The sequence below is a fragment of the Dactylosporangium sp. NPDC005555 genome, from assembly GCF_040605635.1.
Lineage (GTDB): Bacteria > Actinomycetota > Actinomycetes > Mycobacteriales > Micromonosporaceae > Dactylosporangium.
On record NZ_JBEXDG010000009.1, the window covers coordinates 177,878 to 199,237 of the forward strand.

At 72.4% G+C, this 21,360-nt stretch carries 23 protein-coding genes; 7 read left to right on the forward strand and 16 right to left on the reverse strand.

Going from position 1 to position 21,360, the window contains the following annotated elements:
• The first annotated feature begins 2 nt into the window (after positions 1 to 2).
• The 3 genes from ABZS58_RS13245 to ABZS58_RS13255 are packed head-to-tail and all read left to right on the forward strand — an operon-like array spanning position 3 to position 1,771.
• Positions 3 to 332, forward strand: a complete 330-nt coding sequence (locus ABZS58_RS13245; protein ID WP_354780874.1) for a carboxymuconolactone decarboxylase family protein — start codon at positions 3 to 5, stop codon at positions 330 to 332.
• A complete protein-coding gene (locus ABZS58_RS13250; RefSeq protein ID WP_354780876.1) occupies positions 332 to 1,354 on the forward strand; it encodes a zinc-dependent alcohol dehydrogenase family protein in 1,023 nt (340 codons plus the stop codon). The genes ABZS58_RS13245 and ABZS58_RS13250 overlap by 1 nt, the downstream gene beginning before the upstream one ends.
• Positions 1,355 to 1,363: 9 nt before the next feature.
• On the forward strand, positions 1,364 to 1,771 hold the full coding sequence (locus tag ABZS58_RS13255) for a cupin domain-containing protein (protein WP_354780878.1): 408 nt from the start codon (positions 1,364 to 1,366) through the stop codon (positions 1,769 to 1,771).
• Positions 1,772 to 1,992: 221 nt separating this feature from the next.
• Here ABZS58_RS13255 and ABZS58_RS13260 read toward each other — a convergent pair whose 3' ends face one another.
• Positions 1,993 to 3,210: a ricin-type beta-trefoil lectin domain protein gene (locus tag ABZS58_RS13260; RefSeq protein ID WP_354780880.1), complete on the reverse strand. Its 1,218-nt coding sequence runs from the start codon at positions 3,208 to 3,210 to the stop codon at positions 1,993 to 1,995.
• A gap of 293 nt (positions 3,211 to 3,503) precedes the next feature.
• Between ABZS58_RS13260 and ABZS58_RS13265 the strand changes: the two genes are divergently transcribed.
• Both ABZS58_RS13265 and ABZS58_RS13270 read left to right on the forward strand, forming a co-directional pair.
• The gene (locus ABZS58_RS13265; RefSeq protein WP_354780882.1) at positions 3,504 to 4,262 is read left to right on the forward strand and encodes a DUF4261 domain-containing protein; all 759 of its coding nucleotides are present in this window, start codon (positions 3,504 to 3,506) and stop codon (positions 4,260 to 4,262) included.
• A gap of 134 nt (positions 4,263 to 4,396) precedes the next feature.
• Positions 4,397 to 5,647, forward strand: coding sequence for an MFS transporter (locus ABZS58_RS13270; protein ID WP_354780884.1), 1,251 nt, complete (start codon positions 4,397 to 4,399; stop codon positions 5,645 to 5,647).
• A gap of 19 nt (positions 5,648 to 5,666) precedes the next feature.
• Here ABZS58_RS13270 and ABZS58_RS13275 read toward each other — a convergent pair whose 3' ends face one another.
• The gene (locus tag ABZS58_RS13275) at positions 5,667 to 7,178 is read right to left on the reverse strand and encodes an MDR family MFS transporter (protein ID WP_354780886.1); all 1,512 of its coding nucleotides are present in this window, start codon (positions 7,176 to 7,178) and stop codon (positions 5,667 to 5,669) included.
• 28 nt (positions 7,179 to 7,206) lie between these two features.
• Between ABZS58_RS13275 and ABZS58_RS13280 the strand changes: the two genes are divergently transcribed.
• Positions 7,207 to 8,058: a TetR/AcrR family transcriptional regulator C-terminal domain-containing protein gene (locus tag ABZS58_RS13280; RefSeq protein WP_354780888.1), complete on the forward strand. Its 852-nt coding sequence runs from the start codon at positions 7,207 to 7,209 to the stop codon at positions 8,056 to 8,058.
• An 11-nt stretch (positions 8,059 to 8,069) separates the two neighbouring features.
• Here the strand turns inward: ABZS58_RS13280 and ABZS58_RS13285 are convergent, their stop codons facing one another.
• On the reverse strand, positions 8,070 to 8,576 hold the full coding sequence (locus ABZS58_RS13285) for a nuclear transport factor 2 family protein (protein ID WP_354780890.1): 507 nt from the start codon (positions 8,574 to 8,576) through the stop codon (positions 8,070 to 8,072).
• A 148-nt stretch (positions 8,577 to 8,724) separates the two neighbouring features.
• Here ABZS58_RS13285 and ABZS58_RS13290 point away from each other — a divergent pair, with 148 nt between their 5' ends.
• Positions 8,725 to 9,657 carry a TIGR03619 family F420-dependent LLM class oxidoreductase gene (locus ABZS58_RS13290; protein ID WP_354780892.1) on the forward strand — a complete coding sequence of 311 codons (933 nt, stop codon included), beginning with the start codon at positions 8,725 to 8,727 and terminating at the stop codon, positions 9,655 to 9,657.
• Here the strand turns inward: ABZS58_RS13290 and ABZS58_RS13295 are convergent.
• The 13 genes from ABZS58_RS13295 to ABZS58_RS13355 all read right to left on the reverse strand — a co-directional run bounded on the left by ABZS58_RS13295 (position 9,630) and on the right by ABZS58_RS13355 (position 21,288).
• Entirely contained in the window at positions 9,630 to 10,604 is a 975-nt protein-coding gene (locus tag ABZS58_RS13295; protein ID WP_354781025.1) for a zinc-binding dehydrogenase, read from the reverse strand. The genes ABZS58_RS13290 and ABZS58_RS13295 overlap by 28 nt on opposite strands.
• Before the next feature lie 66 nt (positions 10,605 to 10,670).
• Positions 10,671 to 10,961 carry a hypothetical protein gene (locus ABZS58_RS13300; RefSeq protein WP_354780894.1) on the reverse strand — a complete coding sequence of 97 codons (291 nt, stop codon included), beginning with the start codon at positions 10,959 to 10,961 and terminating at the stop codon, positions 10,671 to 10,673.
• 3 nt (positions 10,962 to 10,964) lie between these two features.
• Complete coding sequence (locus ABZS58_RS13305; RefSeq protein ID WP_354780896.1) at positions 10,965 to 12,053, reverse strand: ABC transporter substrate-binding protein; 1,089 nt, start codon at positions 12,051 to 12,053, stop codon at positions 10,965 to 10,967.
• A 33-nt stretch (positions 12,054 to 12,086) separates the two neighbouring features.
• Positions 12,087 to 12,980 carry an ABC transporter permease gene (locus tag ABZS58_RS13310; RefSeq protein WP_354780898.1) on the reverse strand — a complete coding sequence of 298 codons (894 nt, stop codon included), beginning with the start codon at positions 12,978 to 12,980 and terminating at the stop codon, positions 12,087 to 12,089.
• 2 nt (positions 12,981 to 12,982) lie between these two features.
• Positions 12,983 to 13,810 carry an ABC transporter ATP-binding protein gene (locus tag ABZS58_RS13315; protein ID WP_354780900.1) on the reverse strand — a complete coding sequence of 276 codons (828 nt, stop codon included), beginning with the start codon at positions 13,808 to 13,810 and terminating at the stop codon, positions 12,983 to 12,985.
• A 38-nt stretch (positions 13,811 to 13,848) separates the two neighbouring features.
• Positions 13,849 to 14,637 (reverse strand): SDR family oxidoreductase, encoded by a 789-nt coding sequence (locus ABZS58_RS13320; RefSeq protein WP_354780902.1) that lies wholly within the window; start codon positions 14,635 to 14,637, stop codon positions 13,849 to 13,851.
• Complete coding sequence (locus ABZS58_RS13325; RefSeq protein ID WP_354780904.1) at positions 14,628 to 15,251, reverse strand: isochorismatase family cysteine hydrolase; 624 nt, start codon at positions 15,249 to 15,251, stop codon at positions 14,628 to 14,630. Before ABZS58_RS13325 ends, ABZS58_RS13320 begins: the two co-directional genes overlap by 10 nt.
• Entirely contained in the window at positions 15,248 to 16,303 is a 1,056-nt protein-coding gene (locus ABZS58_RS13330; protein ID WP_354780906.1) for a Gfo/Idh/MocA family oxidoreductase, read from the reverse strand. The genes ABZS58_RS13325 and ABZS58_RS13330 overlap by 4 nt, the downstream gene beginning before the upstream one ends.
• Positions 16,304 to 16,471: 168 nt before the next feature.
• Positions 16,472 to 17,359: an amidohydrolase family protein gene (locus ABZS58_RS13335; RefSeq protein ID WP_354780908.1), complete on the reverse strand. Its 888-nt coding sequence runs from the start codon at positions 17,357 to 17,359 to the stop codon at positions 16,472 to 16,474.
• Between the two features lie 4 nt (positions 17,360 to 17,363).
• Complete coding sequence (locus ABZS58_RS13340; RefSeq protein WP_354780910.1) at positions 17,364 to 18,185, reverse strand: enoyl-CoA hydratase-related protein; 822 nt, start codon at positions 18,183 to 18,185, stop codon at positions 17,364 to 17,366.
• Positions 18,182 to 19,360, reverse strand: coding sequence for an acyl-CoA dehydrogenase family protein (locus ABZS58_RS13345; protein ID WP_354780912.1), 1,179 nt, complete (start codon positions 19,358 to 19,360; stop codon positions 18,182 to 18,184). Before ABZS58_RS13345 ends, ABZS58_RS13340 begins: the two co-directional genes overlap by 4 nt.
• The gene (locus ABZS58_RS13350; RefSeq protein ID WP_354780914.1) at positions 19,361 to 20,440 is read right to left on the reverse strand and encodes an acyl-CoA dehydrogenase; all 1,080 of its coding nucleotides are present in this window, start codon (positions 20,438 to 20,440) and stop codon (positions 19,361 to 19,363) included.
• Positions 20,437 to 21,288 carry an enoyl-CoA hydratase/isomerase family protein gene (locus tag ABZS58_RS13355; RefSeq protein WP_354780916.1) on the reverse strand — a complete coding sequence of 284 codons (852 nt, stop codon included), beginning with the start codon at positions 21,286 to 21,288 and terminating at the stop codon, positions 20,437 to 20,439. Before ABZS58_RS13355 ends, ABZS58_RS13350 begins: the two co-directional genes overlap by 4 nt.
• Positions 21,289 to 21,360 lie beyond the last annotated feature (72 nt).

Genomic DNA, 21,360 nt, shown 5'->3' on the forward strand with positions numbered 1-21,360 from the left:
CCATGACCGAGAAGACCGCGCCGTCCGGCGCGCGACGCATGTTCGGCGACTTCGCCCCGGCGCTCGTCGACTACACCGACAACGTCCTGTTCGGGAAGGTCTGGGAACGCTCCGAGCTGTCCGCCCGCGACCGCAGCCTCATCACCGTGGCGAGCCTGCTCACCGGCGGAGCCGCCGAGCAGTTGCCGTTCCACCTCGCCCGGGCCCGCGACAACGGCCTCACCGAGACCGAGCTGATCGAGGCGATCACCCACCTGGCGTTCTACGCCGGCTGGCCCAAGGCCATGTCGGCGATGACCGTGGCCAAGAACCTTTTCCGAGGAGACCACTGATGCGCGGCACCATCCTGCACGCCCCCGGCGACGTCCGGATCGAGGACCGCCCCGACCCGGCGATCACCGCACCCACCGACGCGGTCATCCGCGTCGCCGCCTCCTGCGTCTGCGGGTCGGACCTGTGGCCGTACCGCGGCATCGAACCGGTCACCGAACCGACCCCGATGGGCCACGAGTACGTCGGCGTCGTCGAGGCCGTCGGCGGCGACGTGCGGCGGATCAGGCCCGGCCAGTTCGTCATCGGCTCGTTCTTCGCCTCCGACAACACCTGCGACATCTGCCGGGCCGGGTATCAGTCCAGCTGCGTGCACCGCGAGTACGTCGGCGCCGGCGGCGCGCAGGCCGAACTGCTGCGCGTGCCGCTCGCCGACGGCACCCTCGTCGCCACCCCCGAGGCACCGGACGAGGACCTGATCCCGGGCCTGCTCACGGCGTCCGACGTGCTCGGCACCGGCTGGTTCGGCGCCGTCGCCGCCGACGTCCGGCCGGGCAAGACCGTCGCCGTCGTGGGTGACGGCGCGGTCGGCCTGCTCGCCGTCCTGGCCGCGAAGCAGCTCGGCGCGGACCGGATCATCGCGATGAGCCGGCACGCCGACCGGCAGAAGCTCGCCCTCGAGTACGGCGCCACCGACATCGTCACCGAACGCGGCGACGACGGCGTCGCCCGGATCAAGGACCTGACCGGCGGCCTCGGCGCCCACAGCGTCGTGGAGGCGGTCGGCACCCAGGAGTCGATGCTGCAGGCCATCCGCTCCACCCGTCCCGGCGGGCACGTCGGCTACGTCGGCGTCGCCCACGGCGTGACCCTGCCCGGCGAGGAACTGTTCTACTCCCACGTGCACCTGCACGGCGGCCCGGCCCCGGTCCGCAGGTTCCTGCCCGAGCTCATCGACCTCGTCACCAGCCGGAGCATCGACCCCGGCAAGGTCTTCGACCTCACCCTGCCGCTCGACCAGGTCGCCGAAGGCTACACGGCGATGGACGAGCGCCGGGCCATCAAGACCCTGCTTCGGCCGTAAGGAGCCCCGATGGAACTGCAGCCCGTTGCCGCCACCGTCAAGACACCCGCCGAACGTTTCACCGGCGACGTCTACATGACACCGATCTGCTCCGGGACGGGACCGTCACGGATGTCCGTGGCGCTGGTCCGGTTCACCCCGGGCGCCCGGACCAACTGGCACTCCCACGCCGTCGGCCAGACCCTGCACGTCACCGAGGGCGCCGGCCTCGTCGGCACCCGCGACGGCACCGTGCTGCGCATCCGCGCCGGCGACACCGTCATCTGCCCACCCGGCGAGGAACACTGGCACGGCGCGGCCACGGATACGTTCATGAGCCACCTCGCCATGCTCGAGGCGAAGGCCGACGGCGGCGACCCCACCACGTGGCTGGAGCCGCTGCCCGACGAGCAGTACACCGCCGCCAACCGGCATTGACACCGGACCTGCGGGCGCGCCGCCGTGGACTCTGCAGAGTTCTGCAGAGTCGGGCGGGCACTGCGATACTCGGTCGATGATCTGGCGCAATGCACCACGGCGCGGAGATCTGCCTGCTGCGCGACCTGTACCGGGCGAGGTTCGCCTGACCGGCACCGCCCCTGTCGCAGTGGTGGGCCCTGCGCCCGGATCGGCGCAGGGCCCACCTCGGCAGGGACCGCTCAGACGCGGGTCCACTTCTGGTTGGAGCCACCGGAGCAGTCCCACAGCTGCAGCTTCGAGCCGTTGGCGGTCCCGCGTTCGGCCACGTCGACGCACCTGTTCGCGGCGACGTTCACGATGTCGCCGGAGGCGCTGACGGTGAAGCGCTGTGCGTTGGAGCCGTTGCAGGCGTACAGCTGGATCGCCGTGCCGTTGGCGGTGCCGGCCGCGGCGGCGTCCATGCACTTGCCGAGGGCGCGGATGGTGCCGTCGGAGCCGATCGTCCACTGCTGGGCGCTGCTGCCATTGCAGTCCCAGATCTGCAGCCGCGCGCCGTCGACCGGGTTGGCGCTGGGGATGTCGATGCAGCGGCCGCTGCCGTTGCCGCGCAGGGCGTTGGTGCCGCCGGTCGGCGGGGGCGTGCCGGAGGTGCTGACCCGGACGTAGTCGATCAGCATGCGGTTGAGTGCCGGGGTGCTGCCGTTGGGGCTGCCGGGGAAGTTCCCTCCGACGGCCAGGTTGAGGATGACGAAGAACGGGTGGTCGTAGACCCACCGGTTGCCGCGCAGGCTGGCCGGCGTGGCCCGGAAGTACTCCGAGCCGTCGATCGTCCAGATGATCAGGTTCGGTGACCAGTCGACGGCGAACACGTGGAACGCGTCGCCGACGGGGACGCCGAGGTTCCGGGTGCCGCCGACGGCGTTGCCGCCGGAGTAGCCCGGGCCGTGCAGGGTGCCGTAGATGGTGTTCGGGTCACGGCCGACGTTCTCCAGGATGTCGATCTCGCCGTCCGTGGGCCAGTTGCCGCCGCCGAGCATCCAGAACGCCGGCCACAGCCCGGCGCCCTTCGGAACCTGGATGCGGGCCTCGATCTGGCCGTACTGCTGGGTGAACTTTCCGGCCGTCTGGATCCGGCCGGAGGTCCACTGACAGGTGCCGTACCAGCAGCTGCGGCCGCCGCTCTCCCGGCGCGCCTCGATGACCAGGTTGCCCTGGCCGTCCTGGTACACGTTGCTGTTGCCGCTGTTGTAGTACTGCAGCTCCTGGTTGCCGAAGCCGGCGCCGCCGGTGTCGTAGTTCCACCGGGAGCCGTCCACGGCCTGCTTGTACGCGCCGTTGAACTCCTCGGCCCAGACCACCGCGGCCTCGGCGGCCTGCTGCCCCGCGGTGACGACCAGCCCCGCCGCGATGGCGGTGCTGGCCACGACCGCGGCGGCCAGGGTTTTGAGCTTGCGCAATTCGGGTCCCTTCTGGGCGAGACGCCCGCCATGGACCGCATCTGGGCGGATGGGTCGGAGGGTCCGTGGCGGGCGGGAACCACTCCTGCCGGCCGGGCGGGGCCGACAGGTCCATCGATCTGAAAGGTTGGTTAACAGATCCCAGGCAGGCTATGACGACCCAGCTCAACCGTCAATACGAGACTTGAATTAAGACCTGTCCAAGCAAAACCCGGCCGCACCGACGCCACGGCTCACTGGCGCGGTCACCCGTGTGACGGAATGCTGGGACCACCCATCGACCGAAGGATCAGATGAACGCTGGACTGACGGCGGAGCTGAGCTACGCCGATGCCGTGGCGCTGCGGCCGGAGCACATCCTGGCCGGCATCCGCCGGTACTGGCCCTCGGCGGAACTGGCCGACGGCACCGGGCACGGCGGCGCGTTCATGGTGGCGTTCCCCGAACTGACCGGCCGCACCGCCGACGACCTGGACGTCCGGCTGCTCGTCGCGATCCGGCAGGCCGCCCCGCAGCGGGGCAGCCGCGACCTCAGCCAGACCTGGGAATGGCCGGACGCGGAGCAGGCGCTGGCGGCCGTGTCGCACACCGTGACCGCCGCCGAGGTCTTCGGTACGTCGTTCGCCCCCGCCAACCGGGTCCGGGCGTTCAACTCCGTCGTCCGCGGGATCGCCGCGGCCACCACACCGGCCGGGATCTGGTGGCCGGGCAGCGCCGTGGCGACCCACCCCGGGTCGTTCGGCGGCCGGCCGCTGGCCGGGATCGTCAACGTGCGCATGTTCAACGTCGCCGGCAGCCTCGGCACCCTGCTGATGGACACCCTCGGCCTGGCCGCGCTCGGACTGCCCGACCTCGAATGCGTCTTCGCCGGCCTGCCGCCGGACCAGATGGCGGGATACCTGCAGGACGCCGCCGAATACCTGGTCGCCGGCAACGTCATCCGCGGCGGCGACACCATGCAGGGCCTGACCGGCAACCGCCGCTGGAAGGTCGCCGCCAGGCCGGCCAGGACCGACCCCGACCGGGCGGTCCTGTCGATCACGCCGCGGTAACCCGGTTCCGGGAGCAGACCGCGGCGGATACGCTCGCGGCATGACCTGGCGACATTGATCCTGTGCCCGAGGCCCGCCGGCAGTGGTCGTAACGCCCGACCACCGCCCGCATCCCTTTGGAAGGCCTCACGCTCATGTCACCAAGGCGTGTCACCGCGGCCCTGTACGGGTTCGCGTTCCTCGACGACTTCGTCCTGCTGTACCCCCTGTACGCGCTGCTGTTCAGCGACACGGGGCTGTCGGTGTGGCAGATCTCGTCGCTGTTCTTCATCTGGTCCGCCACCGGCGTGCTGTTCGAGGTGCCGTCCGGCGCCTGGGCCGACGCCGTCTCCCGCAAACTGCTGCTGTGTGTCGGCCCGCTGCTCACCACGGCCGGGTTCGCCCTGTGGGTGTGGACGCCGTCGTACTGGGCGTTCGCGCTCGGCTTCCTGCTGTGGGGCATCCGCGGGGCGCTGACCTCCGGCGCCCTCGAAGCACTCGTCTACGAGGAACTCGACCGCTTGGGCGCCGCCGACCGGTACGCACAGGTCATGGGCCGCTCCAAAGCCGTCGGCATGACCGCGGTCGTGCTCGCGATGGGCCTCGCCACGCCGGTCTTCGACTACGGCGGCTTCCCGGCGGTCGGCGTCGCGAGCATCGCCGCCTGCCTGGCCACCGCCGCCGTCGCCACGCTCTTCCCGGAACACGGGACCGCAGCGGCGCCCGGCGACGACGACGGGTGGGCCGCGCAACTGCGGGCCGGACTCGCGGAGGCGCGGCACGTCAGGCCCGTGCGGACGGCGGTCATCGTGTGCGCCGCCGTCACCGGTGTCTGGGGCGCCCTCGACGAATACACCCCACTGCTCATCCTCGACACGGGAGTCGCGGCGGCCACGGTACCGCTGCTGCTGCTGATCATCTGGAGTGCCGCAACGGCCGGCAGCCTCCTCGCCGGCCGCGCCGCCCACCTCCGCACCCCATGGTTCGTGGCGATCCTCATCGCCGCCGCCGTGCTGATGGCAACCGGCGCACTGCTCGGCACCGTGCACGGCATCCTGCTGGTCGCGGCCGCGTTCGGCGGCTTCCAGCTCGCCAGCGTCGTCGCCGACGCCAGACTCCAGGCCCGCATCACCGGTCCGGCCCGCGCGACGGTCACGTCCCTCGCGGGCATGGCAACGGACGTGTCGACCCTCGCCGTCTACGCCGTGTACGCTGCCCTGTCCACCATCACCGGCAACGGCGGCTCGTTCGCCGTCCTTGCCCTGCCCTACGCCCTGGTAGCGGCATGGATGCTTCGCTCGGACCGCCAGGCCGTCGTGCCCGAGCCGACCGCGGGGGTCGAGCCTTTCGGCCCTGCCGGATGTGACGTTGTCCCGTGCCCCCGAGAGGGTCCGGAGGGACAGTAGAGATGTCAGCTCAGGAGGCTCAGCCCATCGCCGCGGGCTGCGGGGCCGGCTCCGCCGCGTCGTCGCGCAGGGTGCGCGGCAGCAGCAGAGCCGGAATCACGGCGACGACGGTCAGGGCCACGGTCCACCAGAAGGTGTCGCCGAACGCGCCGGCGATCTGGTCGAGGTTCGGCCGGCCGGCGGCGGCGTCGGTCGTGTCGGTGACCTGGCGCTGGAGCACCACGGCAACGACGGCCACGCCGAAGGAACCGCCGAGCTGCTGGAAGATGCGCAGGGCGCTGCTCGCCCGGTTGAAGGCGTGCTGCGCCACCCCGGCGTAGGCCGCGGCCATGCAGGGCACGATGACCGCGCCCAGCCCGGCGCCGCGAACGACCAGGGAACCACCCAGCAGCCACTGGTTGATCTCGCCCTTGGCCAGGCAGAACGGGATCGTGCCCGCGATGGCGAGCAACAGCCCGACCACCGCGATCCAGCGGGGGCCGATCTTGTCGGTGAGCGGTCCGGCGAGCAGGAGCGCGACGGCCAGGCCGACGCCCTGTGGTGCCAGCAGCAGGCCGGTCTTGACCGCGCTGTCCCCGTGCACCTGCTGATACAGCAGCGACAGCAGGAAGATCGCGCCGAACAGGGCCATGCTGAAGACGAACAGCACACTCGAGGACGCGCTGAAGTTGCGCGACTTGAGCAGGCGCAGGTCGATGATCGGCTCCACAGTGGTGTGCAGCGCGTGCCAGGCGAAGGCGGCCAGCAGCACGACGCCGCCGACCAGCGGGATGAGGACCTCCGGGGCGGTGAAGCTGCCGTGCTGGCCGGCCTTGGACAGCCCGTACACCAGTGCCGCGCAGCCGGGTGAGAGCAGGAGAAGCCCGAGCTTGTCGAGTCCTTTGCGCTCGCTCGCGGCGCTGCTGCCCGAGGGCATGAGCCGCCAGGACAGGGCCAGCGCCGCGAGGCAGATCGGCACATTGACGTAGAAGATCCAGCGCCAGGAGAGGTGGTCGACCAGCACGCCGCCGAGGACCGGGCCGAGGACCGGGCCGAGCATCGCCGGCACGCCGATCGCGCTCATCATGCGGCCGAGCCGCTTCGGCCCGGCGGCGGCCGCGAGTATCGCCTGGGCCAGTGGGAGGATCATCCCGCCGCCGAAGCCCTGCAGAACACGGAAGGCGATGAGGCTCTCGGCCGACCAGGCGACGCCGCAGAGCACGGAGCCGCCAAGGAACGCGCAGAGCGAGAACGTCCATACGGCCCGCGCGCCGAGCCGGTCGGACGCCCAGCCGGTGAGCGGAATGACGATGGCCATCGCCAGCAGGTAACCCGTGCTCACCCACTGGATCGTGCTGACCGTGACGTCGAAGCGCTTGCTCAGCGTGTCGATCGCGACGTTGACCATCGTGGAGTCGAGCTGAACCATGATCGCGCCGAGCATGATGACGCCGGCCAGCTTGAGCAGGGCGGGGGAGATCCGCCTGTCGTCGTCGGAAGTTGTGGCCGCGCCGTCGGGCACGGATGCGTCGGGAGGTGCCGGAACAGTCATCTGGACTCCGATCGCTAGCCGGACCAACGTGAAACAGATACGGCATCTCGCTTGCCGATACAACGTATCACAAATCGATGGGCTGTATGATGAACGCATGTCGCCGACGCCATCCACCCCGGAGCTCGACCAGGAGCCCGCCGGCCGCCCCAACGCCCGCCGCGGCGCGTCCGCGCCGGTCAGTGGTTCGGTCTGGACGCGCCCGCCACGGCCCACGCGGCGGCGTCTGTCCCTGGAGACGATCGTGCGTGCCGCCATCGACCTGGCCGACGCGCACGGGCTCGACGCCATCACGATCCGCCGGGTCGCCGCCGAGCTGAACGCCCGGCCGATGAGCCTCTATTCGTTCATGGACCGCAAGGACGACCTCATCGAGCTCATGGTCGACGAGATCCTGGGCGAGATGGTCCTCGGAGAGCTCCCGAAGGACTGGTTGGCCGCGCTGCACGCCATCGCTGCGCAGACCCGCGCGGTCGGCCGCCGCCACCCGTGGCTGATCGCCGCGATCATGCAGCGACCGGCACTCGGGCCCAATGCGGTGCGCCACGCCGAGCAGTCCATGGCGGCCATAGCGGGACTCGGCCTTGAGCGCGAGCAGGCGCGCACCCTGCTGATCGCCGTCGACGCGTTCACGATGGGCTTCGGGGGCCTGGAGCTGGCCGGTCATAGCATGCGGCAACGCGACGGCCTCACCGAGTCCCAGTGGGCCGACTCCACCGGCGCCTACCTGGATGACCTGTCCCGCGCCGGCCGTGCGCCCCATCTGGCACAGTTCGCCGAGGAGCCCTCCGATCACGCCTTCGTCACCAGCCTGAACTGGTTACTGGCCGGCTTCGCCGCCAGCCACGGCAAGACGACCGGCGAGCCAGTGACGGGTTGACATAGGGCAGCTCACGGGGCGAGCAGGTCGGTGCGGAGTCGGTACACGTAGTCGTCCCGGTCGCGGCGGCCGGCCGGGCCGGGGCCTTCGCGCGGGACGAACATGTTGGCCTCCGAGCGGGTCCATTCCCGCGACGCGTAGCGTTCCAGGATGCGCCACTCGCCGTCGCGCTGCTCGAGTAGGTCGATGTAGCGGAAGCCGCTGGTGAAGTTCAGCTGCGCGGAGTCCGACGGGGTGCCCCAGTGCACGGCGGTGCCGTAGGTCTCCGACAGGGCCCGGGTTCCGGCGAACTCGACCAGGTGGTTGGCGACCAGGTGCATCGTGCCGTCGAAGCCGCGCAGCTTCGGCTCGACCCAGGCGACGTACTCCTCGACGGGGCCGTCGAAGCCGGTGTGGTGGTCGATCGCGCCGGGGTGGTAGCAGGAGCGGACCAGCTCCATGTCGAGGCGGTCGACGCCCCGGCAGTACCGGCACACCAGCTCCCGGATGGCGGCCCGGTCGGCGTCCTCGTTCGTCATCAGAACCTCCCGCAACTGTCTGCCGTGGACCCGCTCGGACTCGCACGGCCTGGTGTTTTCCCGAGCCGCACAGGTAAGCTACCAAGCACTTGCTTGGTTCGGGAACCTGTTGGCTGCCAACGGTTCCGTGGGTGGAAGTGGGGATGCGATGGCTCGGCTGGGCTTCAACCTGATGGGTGTGGACGAGCTGTACGGCGGCCGCTTCACCGGCATCCTGGAAGCGGCCGGACTGGCCGACCGGATGGGCGTGGACCTGCTGGTGCTGCCCGACCACGTGACGATCAGCGAACAGGCCCACCGCGACCGGGTGGCCGTCGGCTTCCCGTACCCCATCGACACCAACTGGTTCGAGCCGCTGACCGCCCTCGCCGCGGTCGCCGGGGTCACCGCCCGGGCCCGGCTCGGCACCAACGTCCTCATCGCGCCGATCCGCCCGGCCGTGCTGCTGGCCAAGCAGCTCGCCACGCTCGACGTCATCTGCGGCGGGCGGCTCGACGTGGGCCTCGGGGCGGGCTGGCAGGAGGAGGAGTACCGGGTCACCGAGCGGCCGTTCGAGCGCCGCTTCGGCTACCTGGAGGAGCAGGTCGCCGTCTGCCGGGCGCTGTGGGCCGGGGGACCGGCGGCCCACGCGGGGCAGCGGGTGGACTTCACCGACCTGTACAGCATGCCGGTGCCGGTGCAGGGCGCGGATCTGCGGCTGTCGTTCGGCTTCCACCCCACCCCGCGGGCGATCGAGCGGGTGGTGCGCCATGGCCTGGGGTGGTGGGCGGCGCCGATGCCGGTCGAGGAGGTGCGCGCCGCGGTCGCCGCCATCCGCGCCGAGTGCGTGCGGGTCGGCCGGGACCCGGCCACGATCCCGGTCACCGCGGCCACCACGCTGGTCACGCACGGCAGGACCGCCGAGGAGGCCGGCGCTGCGCCGGTTCTGCAGGAGGCGCGGGCGCTGTGGGAGGCCGGTGCCGACTGCGTCATCGTGCACCCCCTGGCGTTCGTGCGGACGCCGGAAGCGCTGCCGACGTTCCTGCAGCCCCTGCTCGACGCCCGGGACGCGGTTCACGCCTCGACGACCACCTTGAGCTGACCGGCCCGGGGCGCGGCGGCCCGGTCGTAGGCGTCCTGGACGCGGGTCATCGGCAACCGGTCGGTGACGTAGGCGTCCAGGATCGACGGGTGCTCCCGCAGGTACCGCTGGGCCAGCCGTAGCACCCGTCCGCGGTCCTTGGTGGTGCCGGCCCGCAGGGTCAGGTCCTTGCGGAAGAACGTGTGCATCGGCACCGGGTAGACCAGGTCGTCGGGCACCCCGAAGTAGTAGACCAGGCCGCCGTCCGCGGCCGCGTCGACGGCGCAGCCGAGGGTGCCGACCTGGTGCCCGATGGACTCGACCACCACCCGCGGCCGGTCGGCCGGGGCGAGCGAAGCCACCCACCGGTCGCACGAGGCCCGCACCGGCTCGTCCACCCCGAAGGTCCGCGCCTGCGCCGACCGGTCGACCCGGTCGACGCCGACCACGTGGGCCGCGCCCGCGGTCTTCAGTACGTGGCTGAACAGCATGCCGATCGGTCCCTGGCCGAGGACGGCGACCCGCTGCCCGGTCACGTCCCCCATCCGTTCGACCGCGTAGATGACGCACGCGAGGGGCTGCGCGACCACGGCGTGCGCCGGTGGGAGCGTGCCGTCGTCGGGCACCAGCGAGTCCCCTTCGGTGACGACGAGCTCGGCGAGCGCGTCCTGGCCCAGGGCCCAGCCGACCGCGGTGGTGCCGGGCGTGAAGCCGGGGTGGCGGGAGGCGACCACGTCGCCCACCACCTCGTGCATCGGGCAGCCCGGCCCGGGTGGTGCGCCGTCCGGGTGGTTGCCCAGCCCGCCCTGCAGCTGGACGGCGCCCTTGAACAGGGGCATGTCGCTGCCGCAGATCGCGCCGGCCCGGACCCGCAGCAGCACCTCGCCCGGGGCGAGCGCCGCCGGGGAAGGTGCCGGGACGCGGACGTCGGCGAACGTCGACGGGGCAACGAGCTGGGCCGCCCACATGTCACTCAATGCTGGCTCCTCAAGAAGGAGGCCGGGCGGCCCCGGAGGACCGCCCGGCAAGGTGCACTACGGCCGCATGGACGCGACGTAGTTGCGGATGACCTCGATGCCGTCGAACAGTTCGGTGAACGTCCATTCGCGTGGTGCGTCCGGTGCCGAGCGCAGCATCGACAGCAGGGTCTCCTCGTCGTCGACGTTGGCGACGATCAGCCGGCCCCCGCCGGCCATCGAGTACAGGCAGTCGAAGGTGCCGTCGGCCAGCTTGGCCGAGATCCAGTCCACGGCCACGTCGGCGATCCGCAGTCCCAGCTCCGGATCGACCGGGCCGTGGTGGCCGACGGCGAGGAACTTCCGCATCGGCTACGCGGCCAGCGCCGTCTGGCGCGGCGTGTCGTCGAACAGCTTGTCGTCGGTCAGGGGCTTGGCGAAGCTGACGATGCCACCGATCTCGGCCCAGGCGGACTCGATCGGTGCGATGTTGCCGATGGGGAACTTGAAGTCAGGGTCGAAGATCAGGCTGGACGGCCCGGTCAGCTGCGCCTCGGTGGCGCCCAGGGCCTTGATCAGCCCCTCCTTCACCTGCGGGTTGCTGCGGTAGTCGCCCTGCAGGTAGGTGCGGCTGGTGCGGACCAGCGCGCGCACGATGGCCGCGGCCACGTCCGGCTTCTCGGTGCGGATCTTGCCCATCCAGTAGCTGGTGATGGACGCGGTGAACGGGATGATGAGCTTGTGCCCGGTCTTCTCGGCGGTGGTCCAGACCGGGTCGCTGAGGTTGCCGGCGTCCACCGAGCCCGAGTCGAGCCCGGCCAGCAGGTCGGCGCCGCCGAGCGGCACGATAGTGACGTCCTTGACGGTGAGGTTGCAGGTCTTCAGGTAGGCGGCCAGCTCGACCACGGCGGGGGAGCCGAGGCCGGTGGCGGAGCCGGTGGAGACCTTCTTGCCCTTCAGGTCGGCGCAGCTGAACGAGCCGTCGGGCTTGAGCAGGCTCTTGCGCACGTAGTAGCCCTGGTGGTTGGCGGGGCTCCAGCCGACGCCGCCGCCGATGCCCTTGATGTCGGCGCCACCGGCGATCGCGTTGAACAGCCCGGCCGACGGCGCGGCGGGCGCCACGTCGATGTCGCCCTTCTGCATCACCACGACGAGGTTGTTCGTCTGCACCAGCTGGATATTGATCTTGATGTTTTCCTTCTTGAACTCCCCGAAGTGCTCGGCGAGCAGTAACGGTGCATATGCCTCGATGTTGCGGAAGGGCAGCGAGGCGTTGACGGTGACCTCGCTCGGCAACGGCTTCGGCGCGGGGGTGTTCGGCCCGGTCGGGCCGGGGGCCGGGGCGTTGGTGGCCCGGGTTCCGGTGGGGGTCGAGGCCGGGCTCGCGCCGTCGTCGCCGCAGGCGGACAGCAGCGGGACGGCGAGCACGGCGACGACGAACAGGGCGGCTGATCGGCGCATTTGCGACTTCCTTACTGGGGGAGGGAAACCGACTTACAGGAGGTTCCGGTCGCCGCCTTCGATCTCGACGCGAGCCCACGGCAGCACGAGCAACGACACCCACTTGACGGCATTGCTCAGCAGCAGACCCATGAGGGCGACCGCCACGATGCCGACGTACATCCGGGGCGCCTGAAAGAGCGTCCAGGAGTACCAGATGAGATAGCCGATACCCTTGTTCGCCTGGGTGAACTCGACGCCGACCATCATCAGCACGGCGACGCTGACCGACATCCGCAGACCGATGAACATCTGCGGCAGCGCGGCCGGGAACAGGACATGACGGAAGGTCAGCCACGGGCCGGCCTGGAAGCTCTGCGCCACCTCGCGGTGACCGGGGCTCACCGCCAGGAACGCGGCCATGGTGCTGACCCACATGAAGAAGAAGACGGTCATGCCGATGGCCACGTTCAGGGCCGTGTCGGTGAGCCCGAAGATGAGCAGCAGCAACGGGAAGATGGCCAGCTTCGGCACCGTGTACAGCGCCGAGAGCAGCGGCTCGAGGGTGGCCCGGACCCAGCGGGAGGCGCCGAGGGCGATGCCGGCGGCCACGCCGGTCACCACGCCCATGGCGCAGCCGATGAGCACCCGGGTCAGGCTGGCCCAGAGGTGGTCGAACAGCTCGCCGCTCTCGACGAGCTGCAGAGCCGCCTTCCAGACCTCGGTGGGCGGCGGGAAGAACAGCGGGTTGACCGCGCCGCTGGTCGCGGCCACCTGCCACACCACGAACAGCACCACCGGCGCGCCGAAGCCCAGCACGATCTCGGCCAGCCGGCGGCGGCGCCGGCGGACCGCGGCCCGCTCCGGGGTGGCGGAGGCCTCGCGGCGCACCAGCCGGCCGTTCCCCGGTGCCGGCGCCGGCGACGACTTCTGCATGATCTGGGCCACGGCTACTCCTCTCCCGCCGCGAGCGAGGCCTGGACCTCGTCGCGCAGCACGTCCCACACGTTCTGGTGCAGCTCCGCGAACTCGGGCGTGCGGCGCACGTCGCTGGCGCGGGGCCGCCCGAACGGCACGGTGATGTCACTGACCACCCGGCCGGGCCGGGCCGACACGACGACCACGCGGTCGCCGAGGACGAGCGCCTCCTCGAGGCTGTGGGTGACGAAGATGACGGTGCGCCGGTCCTCCTCCCAGACCTTGAGGAGCACCTCTTGCAGCACCACCCGCATCTGCGCGTCCACGGCCGCGAACGGCTCGTCCATGAGCAGGATCTGCGGCTGCACGGCGAGGGCCCGGGCGATCGAGACCCGCTGCCGCATGCCGCCGGACAGCGTCGCCGGGTAGGCCTTCTCGAAGCCGCTCAGCCCGATCCGGCGGATCCATTCCATCGCCCGCTCGTTGGCCTCCCGCCGGGGGACCTTCGCCATCTCCAGGCCGAACCGCACGTTGGCCAGCACGGTCTTCCAGGGCAGCACCCCGTAGTCCTGGAAGACCATGGACGTGGCCGCCCGGCCCTCGTCCAGCCAGAGGTCCAGGGTGCCCGCGGTCGGCGGCAGCAGGCCGTTGACGATGCGCAGGAACGTCGACTTGCCGCAGCCGGACGGGCCGACCAGGCAGACGAACTCGCCGTCGGCCACCCGCAGGTCGAACGGGCCGAGGGCGTGCACGCGGCTCTTGCCGGAGATGAACTGCCGCTCCACGCCCGACGCGAGCAGCTTGGCGCCCGCGGGTGCCGTCGGCGGGGCCGCGGTCGCTTGCCGTGTCTGTATGTCCACTGTGCTCCAGGTGTCCTCAGGGGCGGGCTGTCTGACGGTCAGCCGAACCATTGGCCTGCGTTGACGTCGAGCGTCTGCCCGGTCACGCCGGCGGCGGCGGGCGAGCAGAGGAAGGCGGCCACGTCGGCCACCTCCCGGGCCGTCACGAACCGGCCCAGACAGGTCGCGTCCTGCGCGGCCCGCCGGGCCTGGGCGGCGCTGGTGCCCTGCCGGGTGCCGGCGTCGGCGAAGAACGCCTCGAGGTTGTCCGACTCGATGTAGCCGGGCACCACGGCGTTGACCCGGACCGAGTGCGGGCCCAGTTCGCGGGCCAGGACCTGGACCAGGGTGAGCATCGCCGACTTCACCGCGGCGTAGATGCCGGAGTCCGGGTAGGGCTGGCGTGCCGAGATGGAGCTGACCAGCACGACCGCCGCCGACCGTCCCCGCATCAGCGGCAGCAGCTCGTACAGCAGGTTGGTGGCCGACAGGATGTTGCCGTCGACCGCCGCGTGCCAGTCGGCGGCGGTGCGCTCGCCGAGCGAGCCGAGCGGCGGCCGGGAGAACGCGTTGTGCACGAGGACGTCGACGGCGCCGTACCGCTCGCCGATGCGCTCGGCCGCCTCGGCGCAGCGGGCCCGGTCGGTGAGGTCGGCCGGCAGGCGCAGCGCGGCCCGGCCGGCCGCCTCGACCTCGCCGGCGACCTGCTCCAGGTAGCCGGCGTTACGGGCGAGCAGAGCCAGGTCGGCGCCGGCCTCGGCGAAGGTCAGGGCGAGCTCGCGGCCCAGCCCCGGGCCCACGCCCGCGACGGCGGCAGTGCGTCCGGTCAGGCGTCCGGTCAGGTCCATGCCGCCACCACCTCGTCCACTGTGGACAGCGTGGCCAGGTGGCGCAGGCTGTAGCGGATCACGTCGGCGGCGTAGCCGGCCGGGACGCCGGCCACCGCGTCGACCGGCACCACCACGCGGTACCCCAGCCCCACCGCCTCCATCGAGGCGCCGAGGATGCCCATGTTCACCGACACGCCGACCAGGACGATCGTGCGCACGCCGAGGCCGCGCAGGGTCGCGTCGAGCTCGGTGCCGGTGAACGGGGTCACGCCGTGCAGCCGCTCGACGGTGACGTCGCCGTCCTCCGGCCCGATCTCCGCCAGCACCCGCGCGGACACCGAGCCGGTGCGCAGGTGCTCGGGCATGGCCGCGGCGCGCTCCAGGATCGGCGCGTTCGTCAGGCCCGGCCGACCGCCGGCCCGGCGGGCGACGGTGGCGTGCACGACCGCGACCCCGGCGGGGCGGGCCGCGGTCAGCAGGCGGCGCACGTTGCCGACGCCACCGGCGGCCCGCAGCTGCTCGCCCAGCTCCGGCACCAGGCTCTCGGGGCCGACGATGCCGCGCTGCAGTTCCATCGTCACGACCGCGGTGCCGTCGGGGCGGACCACCGCGGGGTCGAGTGGCCGGCTCATGGGGCACCTCCGGGCTGGATGGTGACTACCTGGCGCTGCTCGGCCGAGGCCTGGATCGCCTCGACGACCCGCAGCACGGCCAGGCCGTCGGCGAAGGTGGCCGGCCGTTGCTCGCCGGTGCTGCCGTCTTCGAGGTGGCGGTACAGCCAACCGGCGAGACCGGTATAGGCGGCGATCTCGGCCGCGGTCCACGGGCGGCTGCTGTCAGCTGCGTCTGGTTGCGACGGTGCGGCGCTCAGGTCGCAGCCCCCGTCGGCGGTCTCGAGGCGGGCCCGGCCGTCCACGATGGACACCGTGCCGGCGGTGCCGGCCACCCGGGTCACCTCGACCGGCGCGCCCCAGACCGCCGCGCACTCCTGGAGGATCCCGACCGCGCCGGACGCGGTGCGCAGCAGCACGCCGTAGCCGTCGTCGGCGCCGCCGCCGGGGCGGGGCACCGCCTGGCCCAGCGTGGCCGACACCTCGGCGATCGGGCCGAGCCACAGGTGCAGCTGGTCCAGCAGGTGGGTGCCGTTCGCGCGCAGCCACCCGCCGCCGCGGGCCGGGTCGAACCACCAGCCGGGCGCGCCCGCGCCGGCGTCGGCGAGGATCGGGTAGGACCGCACGACCGTGACCGTGTGCGGCCGGCCGATGCGGCCACCGGCGATCGCGGCGCGGACCGCCTCGACCGCGGGGTCCCAGCGGAACTCGGTGCCGACCAGCGCGACGACGCCCGCCGCGTCGGCCGCCTTCGTCATCGCCTCTGCCTGCTCGACCGACAGCGCGAGGGGCTTCTCGCAGATGACGTGCCGCCCGGCCGCCACGGCCAGCCCGGCGAGCTCGGCGTGCGTGTCCGGGGGTGTGGCGATGGTGACGACCTCGGCGTCGGTGGCCCGCAGCGCGGCCTGGAGAGAGTCGAACCCGGCCGGCACGCCGACCCGCGCGGCCCGCCGGGTGGTCCGCTCGGCGTCCTGGCCGACCAGCGCGGCCACCTCGAATCCGGCCGCCCGCAGCGCCGGCACATGCACCCGCAGCCCGAACCCGGTACCCACAACGATCGCCCGGCGGGTCATGCCGCCACCTCCGCTGCGCTCCGGCGTCGGCCTGACCCAACCTGCACTGCCGATGACCGGCCCGAGACGCTTCGCTGGCCGGTCATGCCGCCACCTCCGCTGCGCTCCGGCGTCGGCCTGACCCAACCTGCACTGCCGATGACCGGCCCGAGACGCTTCGCTGGCCGGTCATGCTTCACCCCCGCGGTCCAGGCCAAGCACCCGCAGCGCGTTGGTGCGCAGGAACTTCTCCCACACGCCGTCGTGCAGCGGCAGGTCGTCCAGCTCGGTGAAGATGCGCTCCAGGGACAGGCCCATCGGGAAGTAGCCGGCGTAGAGCACCTTGTCCGCGCCGCGGGTATTGGCGAAGTCCAGGATCTGCCGCGGGTAGTACTTCGGCGCGAACGCGCTGGTCGAGTAGTACAGGTTGGGCCACTTCAGCAGCAGCTTCACGGCCAGGTCGACCCACGGTTCGCAGCCGTGCCGGGTGACGAAACGCAGCTCGGGGAAGTACCAGCAGACCTCGTCGATGAGGGCGACCTCCTGGGCCGCGAACGGGATCCGGGGCCCGGGCACGCCGGCGCAGACGAAGATCGGGATGTCCAGGTCGACGCAGGCGGCGTACAGCGGGTAGAACCGCTTGTCGTTGATCGGCACCGGCGGGTTGAGACCGCTGGGCATCGCGCTCGCCGCGACCACGCCGAGCTCCTCGACCGCCCGGCGCAGCGCCCGCACGCCCTCCATCCCGGCGTTGGGGTCGACGGGGAACGCCCCGAGGAACCGCTGCGGGTGGTCCTTGAGCGCGGCGACGGCGAGCTCGTCGTCGAAGCTGACGGTGATCATGCCGCGCTCGACGCCGAAGCGGTCCATCTCGGCCAGCACGGCCGCCGCGCCGTCGGCGCTGAACCGCTGGTCCGGCAGGCTCTTGTACATGTACTCGGCGGGGAACCGGTAAGTCTCGCGGCTCTCCTGGTCGCGCAGCTGGGTGCCGAGGAACCGGCGCCAGCTGTCGTCGCCGGGTCCTTTCGGGATCCCCATCATCAGGTCGATCACGCCGATGTCGGTGGGCCTGGGCATCGCGTCACCACCCCCGGAAGACCGGGTCGCGCTTCTCCGCGAAGCTGCGCAGCCCTTCGGCGCTGTCCTCGGTCCACACGTTCATCGCCACCGCCATCTCCTCCTGGTGGAACGCCGAGACCCGGTCCGAGTCCAGCGACTGGTTCAGCAGGCGCTTCGCCAGGCCGATCGCGACGGTCGGCCCGGCCGCGAACCGGGCCGCGAGCACGTCGGCGGCGGCCGGCAGGTCGTCGGGCTCGACCACCTGGTGCACGATGCCGAGACGTTCGGCGTCGGTGACGCTCAGGTCGCCGCCGAGCAGCAGCAGCCGCTTCGCCAGGTGCAGCCCGAGGATGCGGGGCAGCAGGTACGCCGCCGCGGCGTCCGGCACGATCCCGCGGGTGATGAACAGCTCAGCGAACCGGGCGCTGGTCGAGGCGACGACGACGTCGGCGGCGAGAGCGAGCTGGGCGCCCATGCCGGCGGCCACCCCGTTGACCGCGGCGATGACCGGCTTGGGGCAGTCGAGGACCGCGGCGATGAGGGCCTGCGCGCTGCGGACCGCGGGCCCGGTGGCGCCGACCACCCGGTCCGGCCGGCCGTCGGCGGGCGGAGCGGGCTTCGGCAGGCCGAGGTCGCCACCGGCGCAGAAGGCCCGGCCGACCGCGGAGAGCACGACCGCCCGCACCTCGACCGCCGCGCCGGCCTCGGCCAGCAGCGAGATCAGCCGTTCGCGCTGCGGCGGGCCGAGCGCGTTGCGCCGCTCGGGGCGGTCGAACACGATCCGGGCCACGCCGCCCTCGACGGTGCAGCGCACCTGCTGCGTCACGTCCTGCTCGGCGGTCATGCCTTGTCCCGCCGTGCTGTGGCGCGGGGCAGACCCAGGTGCCGTTCGGCGATGATGCCGCGCTGGATCTCGCTGGTGCCGGCGTAGATGGTGGTCACGACCGAGTGCCGGAATTCGTGCTCGATCCAGCCGTCGGCCGGCGCGCCGGTGCCGTGCCCGGCGAGCAGCCCGTCGGCGCCGACGACGTCCACCAGGGACGCCGCGGCCCGCATGAGCGCCTCGGAGCTGAACAGCTTCGCCAGGGACCCCTCGGTGTGCGGCAGGACGTCGCGTGAGGTCAGCCAGGTCATCCGGTACCCCATGAGGCGGCTCACCTCGAGGTCGGTGTACGCCCGGGCCAGGCAGGCGCGCACCTCGGGCCGCTCGATCGGCGCCGGCCCGTCCGGGCCGGCCGTGCGGGCCCAGTCGAGTGCACGGCCCAGCAGGTGCAGCAGGTGCCCGGCCGCGGCCGGCTGCCGCTCGAAGGCGAGCGCCACCATCATGACGTCCCAGCCGCCGTCGACCTCGCCGACCCGGGCGCTGTCCGGGACGCGGACCCGGTCGTAGAACGTGGCGTTGGTGCGTTCCCCGCCGAGCGTGTGCACCGGGCGGACCTGGACCCCGTCGGCGGAAAGCGGCACCAGGAACATGGTCAGGCCCCGGTGCTTGGGCACGTCAGGGTCGGTGCGGGCGAGCAGGAAGACGTAGCTCGCCTCGTGCGCCATCGTGGTGAACATCTTCTGCCCGTCGATGACCCAGTCGTCGCCGTCGCGGGTGGCCCGGGTGCGGGCCGCGGCCACGTCGGAGCCCGAGTCCGGCTCCGAGTAGCCCAGGCACAGCAGGATCTCGCCGCCGAGGATGGCCGGGATGACCTCGTGCCGCTGCTGCGGCGTGCCGACGATCTGCAGCGTCTTGGCCACCAGCTCGGCGATCAGCCAGCCCTCGATCGGGATGCCGGCCCGGGCGAACTCCTCGTTGAGCGTGGCCATCTCGAACGGGTCCCGGCCCTGCCCGCCCTGCTCGACCGGCCAGGCCGCCTTCAGCCAGCCGCGCCCGGCCATCGCCCGGTGCACGTCCCAGCTGTGCAGCGTGCCGGTGTCGTGCACGGCCGCCGACGTCTGCGGTGGCAGCCCGGCCAGGAACTGCCGGACCTCGTCGCGGAAGCGCAGCTGCGCCGCGGAGAGCTCGAAGTCCATCTACCGCCGCCCTGTGTCGTTGTCGGAGTCGGTGTCGGCCAGCGCGAGCGCGACGACGGCGTCGACGGCCGCGGGCTCGCCGCCGCTGAGCAGGCTCAGTGCCTTGGCCCGGCGGAAGTACAGCTGGATGTCGTATTCGAGGGTGTAGCCGTAGCCGCCGTGCGCGTGCAGGCTGCGGTCGGTGGCCTGGCGGGCGGCCCGGCCGGCGAACGCGGCGGCCATCGCGGCCAGGCCGTGCCGGCGGGGGTTGCCGGTGTCGGCGGCCCAGGCCGCCTCCTGGACCAGCAGCTGCGCGCCGTCGACGAGGGCGGCGGCGTCGGCCAGCTGGTGGGCGAGGGCCTGGAAGGCGCCGATCGGCTGGCCGAACTGGTGGCGGGTCTTCGCGTACTGCACGCCTAGGTGCAGCCCGGCGGCGGCGACGCCGGCGAGGGTGGCCGCGGTGAGGATCTGCCAGTCGGCCCGGGCCTCGGCGAAGGCCGTCGTCGCCGCCGGTCCCTCGGCGAGGACGGTCGCGCCGGTGAGGTCGGCGTGGCCGATCGCCAGCGCGGCGAGGGTCTGCTTCGGCCGTTCGACGTCGTGGCCGGGCCCGGCGATGACGATCCGGCCCCCGACGCCGTCGTGCCGGCGCCCGTCCTGCGCCCCGTTCCGGCTTCCGTTCCGGCTTCCGTCGGGGCTTCCGTCCCATGCGATCACGCGGTCGGCGACGGCGGCCCACGGGACGGTCCGGGCGACGCCGGCCATGGCCGGGCGGGGGGAGAAGGTGACCAGGTCGTCGCCGGCGGCGACGCCGAGGCGGTCCAGCAGCCGGGTCGCGACCAGGGTCTCCACCAGCGGCGCCGAGGCGAGGCAGGCGCCGGCGTCCTGGGCGGCGACGACCAGCTCGGCCAGCCGGGCCGGGGTGCCGTCGCGGGAGCCGGCCAGGTGCGGGAAGCCGAACCCGCCGAGCACCGCCCACAGCGCCGGGTCGAAGCCCAGCGGCTCGGCCGCCCGGACCCGGGCCGGCGTCGAGTGGTCGGCGAACAGGGCGGTCAGGCCCGCGCGGAGGTCGAGCTGCTCGCTGGAGAGGGCGAAGTCCATCATCGCAGCCGCCACTTCGGCCGGCCGCCGACGCGGAACGCCTCCTGGCCGGCGGCGAGGGCGGCCGGGTCGGTGCCGGCGGCGACGAGCGCGTGCGCGACGCCGAGCGCCTGGCCGGGCGCCATCTCCGAGCCGATCCAGATGGCCCGCAGGGTGGCCTGGACCGCGAGCGGCGGCAGGGCGGCGATGGTGCCGGCGACCGCCGCCGCCGCCGCGCGCAGCTGGTCGCCGGGCACCACCTCGGACACCAGGCCGATCTCCAGCGCGCGCCGGGCGGACATCCGCTCGGCCGAGCCGAGCAGGGTCAGCCGCAGCACCTCGCCCAGCGGCATGCGGCGCAGCAGGTGCAGCGGCTCGAACACGGCGGGCATGCCGAACGTGGTGTGCGGGTCGAAGAACGTGGCGGTGTCCGCGGCGATGATGATGTCGGCCTCGCCGAGCAGGTAGAACGCGCCGCCGCAGGCGATGCCGTTGACCGCGGCGATGACCGGCTTCCACAGGCCGCAGGACTTGGGGCCGAGGAAGTCGCCGACGTCGGCGCGCAGGAACGGGCTGCTCGCCTTCAGCAGCCGGGCGGACTCGTCGTCGGCGGCCGGGTCATCGGTGGGGTCATCGGCGGGGTCGAGGCCGGAGCGGTCGTAGCCGGTGCAGAACGCCTTCTCGCCGGCTCCGGTGACGACCACGGCCCGCACCTCGTCGTCGAGGCGCAGCCGTGCCCACAGGGCGCCCAGCTCGCGCAGCATCGTCTCGTTGAACGAGTTCAACACCTCGGGGCGGTTGAGCTCGACCCACGCGACGCCGCCGTCGATGGCGACCCGCACTGTCGTGGGTTCCGCATCTTCGCTGGTCATCAAGTGTGTGTTGTGCATCACAGCGCGAAGGTTATAAGGTTATATCCTTAGCGTCAAGGGTGGCCGGGGAGG

Coding starts and splice junctions, on each gene's coding strand:
- ABZS58_RS13245 (WP_354780874.1), top strand. CDS start 3: ATGACCGAGAAGACCGCGCCGTCCGGCGCGCGACGCATGTTCGGCGAC.
- ABZS58_RS13250 (WP_354780876.1), top strand. CDS start 332: ATGCGCGGCACCATCCTGCACGCCCCCGGCGACGTCCGGATCGAGGAC.
- ABZS58_RS13255 (WP_354780878.1), top strand. CDS start 1,364: ATGGAACTGCAGCCCGTTGCCGCCACCGTCAAGACACCCGCCGAACGT.
- ABZS58_RS13265 (WP_354780882.1), top strand. CDS start 3,504: ATGAACGCTGGACTGACGGCGGAGCTGAGCTACGCCGATGCCGTGGCG.
- ABZS58_RS13270 (WP_354780884.1), top strand. CDS start 4,397: ATGTCACCAAGGCGTGTCACCGCGGCCCTGTACGGGTTCGCGTTCCTC.
- ABZS58_RS13275 (WP_354780886.1), bottom strand. CDS start 7,178: ATGACTGTTCCGGCACCTCCCGACGCATCCGTGCCCGACGGCGCGGCC.
- ABZS58_RS13285 (WP_354780890.1), bottom strand. CDS start 8,576: ATGACGAACGAGGACGCCGACCGGGCCGCCATCCGGGAGCTGGTGTGC.
- ABZS58_RS13290 (WP_354780892.1), top strand. CDS start 8,725: ATGGCTCGGCTGGGCTTCAACCTGATGGGTGTGGACGAGCTGTACGGC.
- ABZS58_RS13295 (WP_354781025.1), bottom strand. CDS start 10,604: ATGTGGGCGGCCCAGCTCGTTGCCCCGTCGACGTTCGCCGACGTCCGC.
- ABZS58_RS13300 (WP_354780894.1), bottom strand. CDS start 10,961: ATGCGGAAGTTCCTCGCCGTCGGCCACCACGGCCCGGTCGATCCGGAG.
- ABZS58_RS13305 (WP_354780896.1), bottom strand. CDS start 12,053: ATGCGCCGATCAGCCGCCCTGTTCGTCGTCGCCGTGCTCGCCGTCCCG.
- ABZS58_RS13320 (WP_354780902.1), bottom strand. CDS start 14,637: ATGGACCTGACCGGACGCCTGACCGGACGCACTGCCGCCGTCGCGGGC.
- ABZS58_RS13325 (WP_354780904.1), bottom strand. CDS start 15,251: ATGAGCCGGCCACTCGACCCCGCGGTGGTCCGCCCCGACGGCACCGCG.
- ABZS58_RS13330 (WP_354780906.1), bottom strand. CDS start 16,303: ATGACCCGCCGGGCGATCGTTGTGGGTACCGGGTTCGGGCTGCGGGTG.
- ABZS58_RS13335 (WP_354780908.1), bottom strand. CDS start 17,359: ATGCCCAGGCCCACCGACATCGGCGTGATCGACCTGATGATGGGGATC.
- ABZS58_RS13340 (WP_354780910.1), bottom strand. CDS start 18,185: ATGACCGCCGAGCAGGACGTGACGCAGCAGGTGCGCTGCACCGTCGAG.
- ABZS58_RS13345 (WP_354780912.1), bottom strand. CDS start 19,360: ATGGACTTCGAGCTCTCCGCGGCGCAGCTGCGCTTCCGCGACGAGGTC.
- ABZS58_RS13350 (WP_354780914.1), bottom strand. CDS start 20,440: ATGATGGACTTCGCCCTCTCCAGCGAGCAGCTCGACCTCCGCGCGGGC.
- ABZS58_RS13355 (WP_354780916.1), bottom strand. CDS start 21,288: ATGACCAGCGAAGATGCGGAACCCACGACAGTGCGGGTCGCCATCGAC.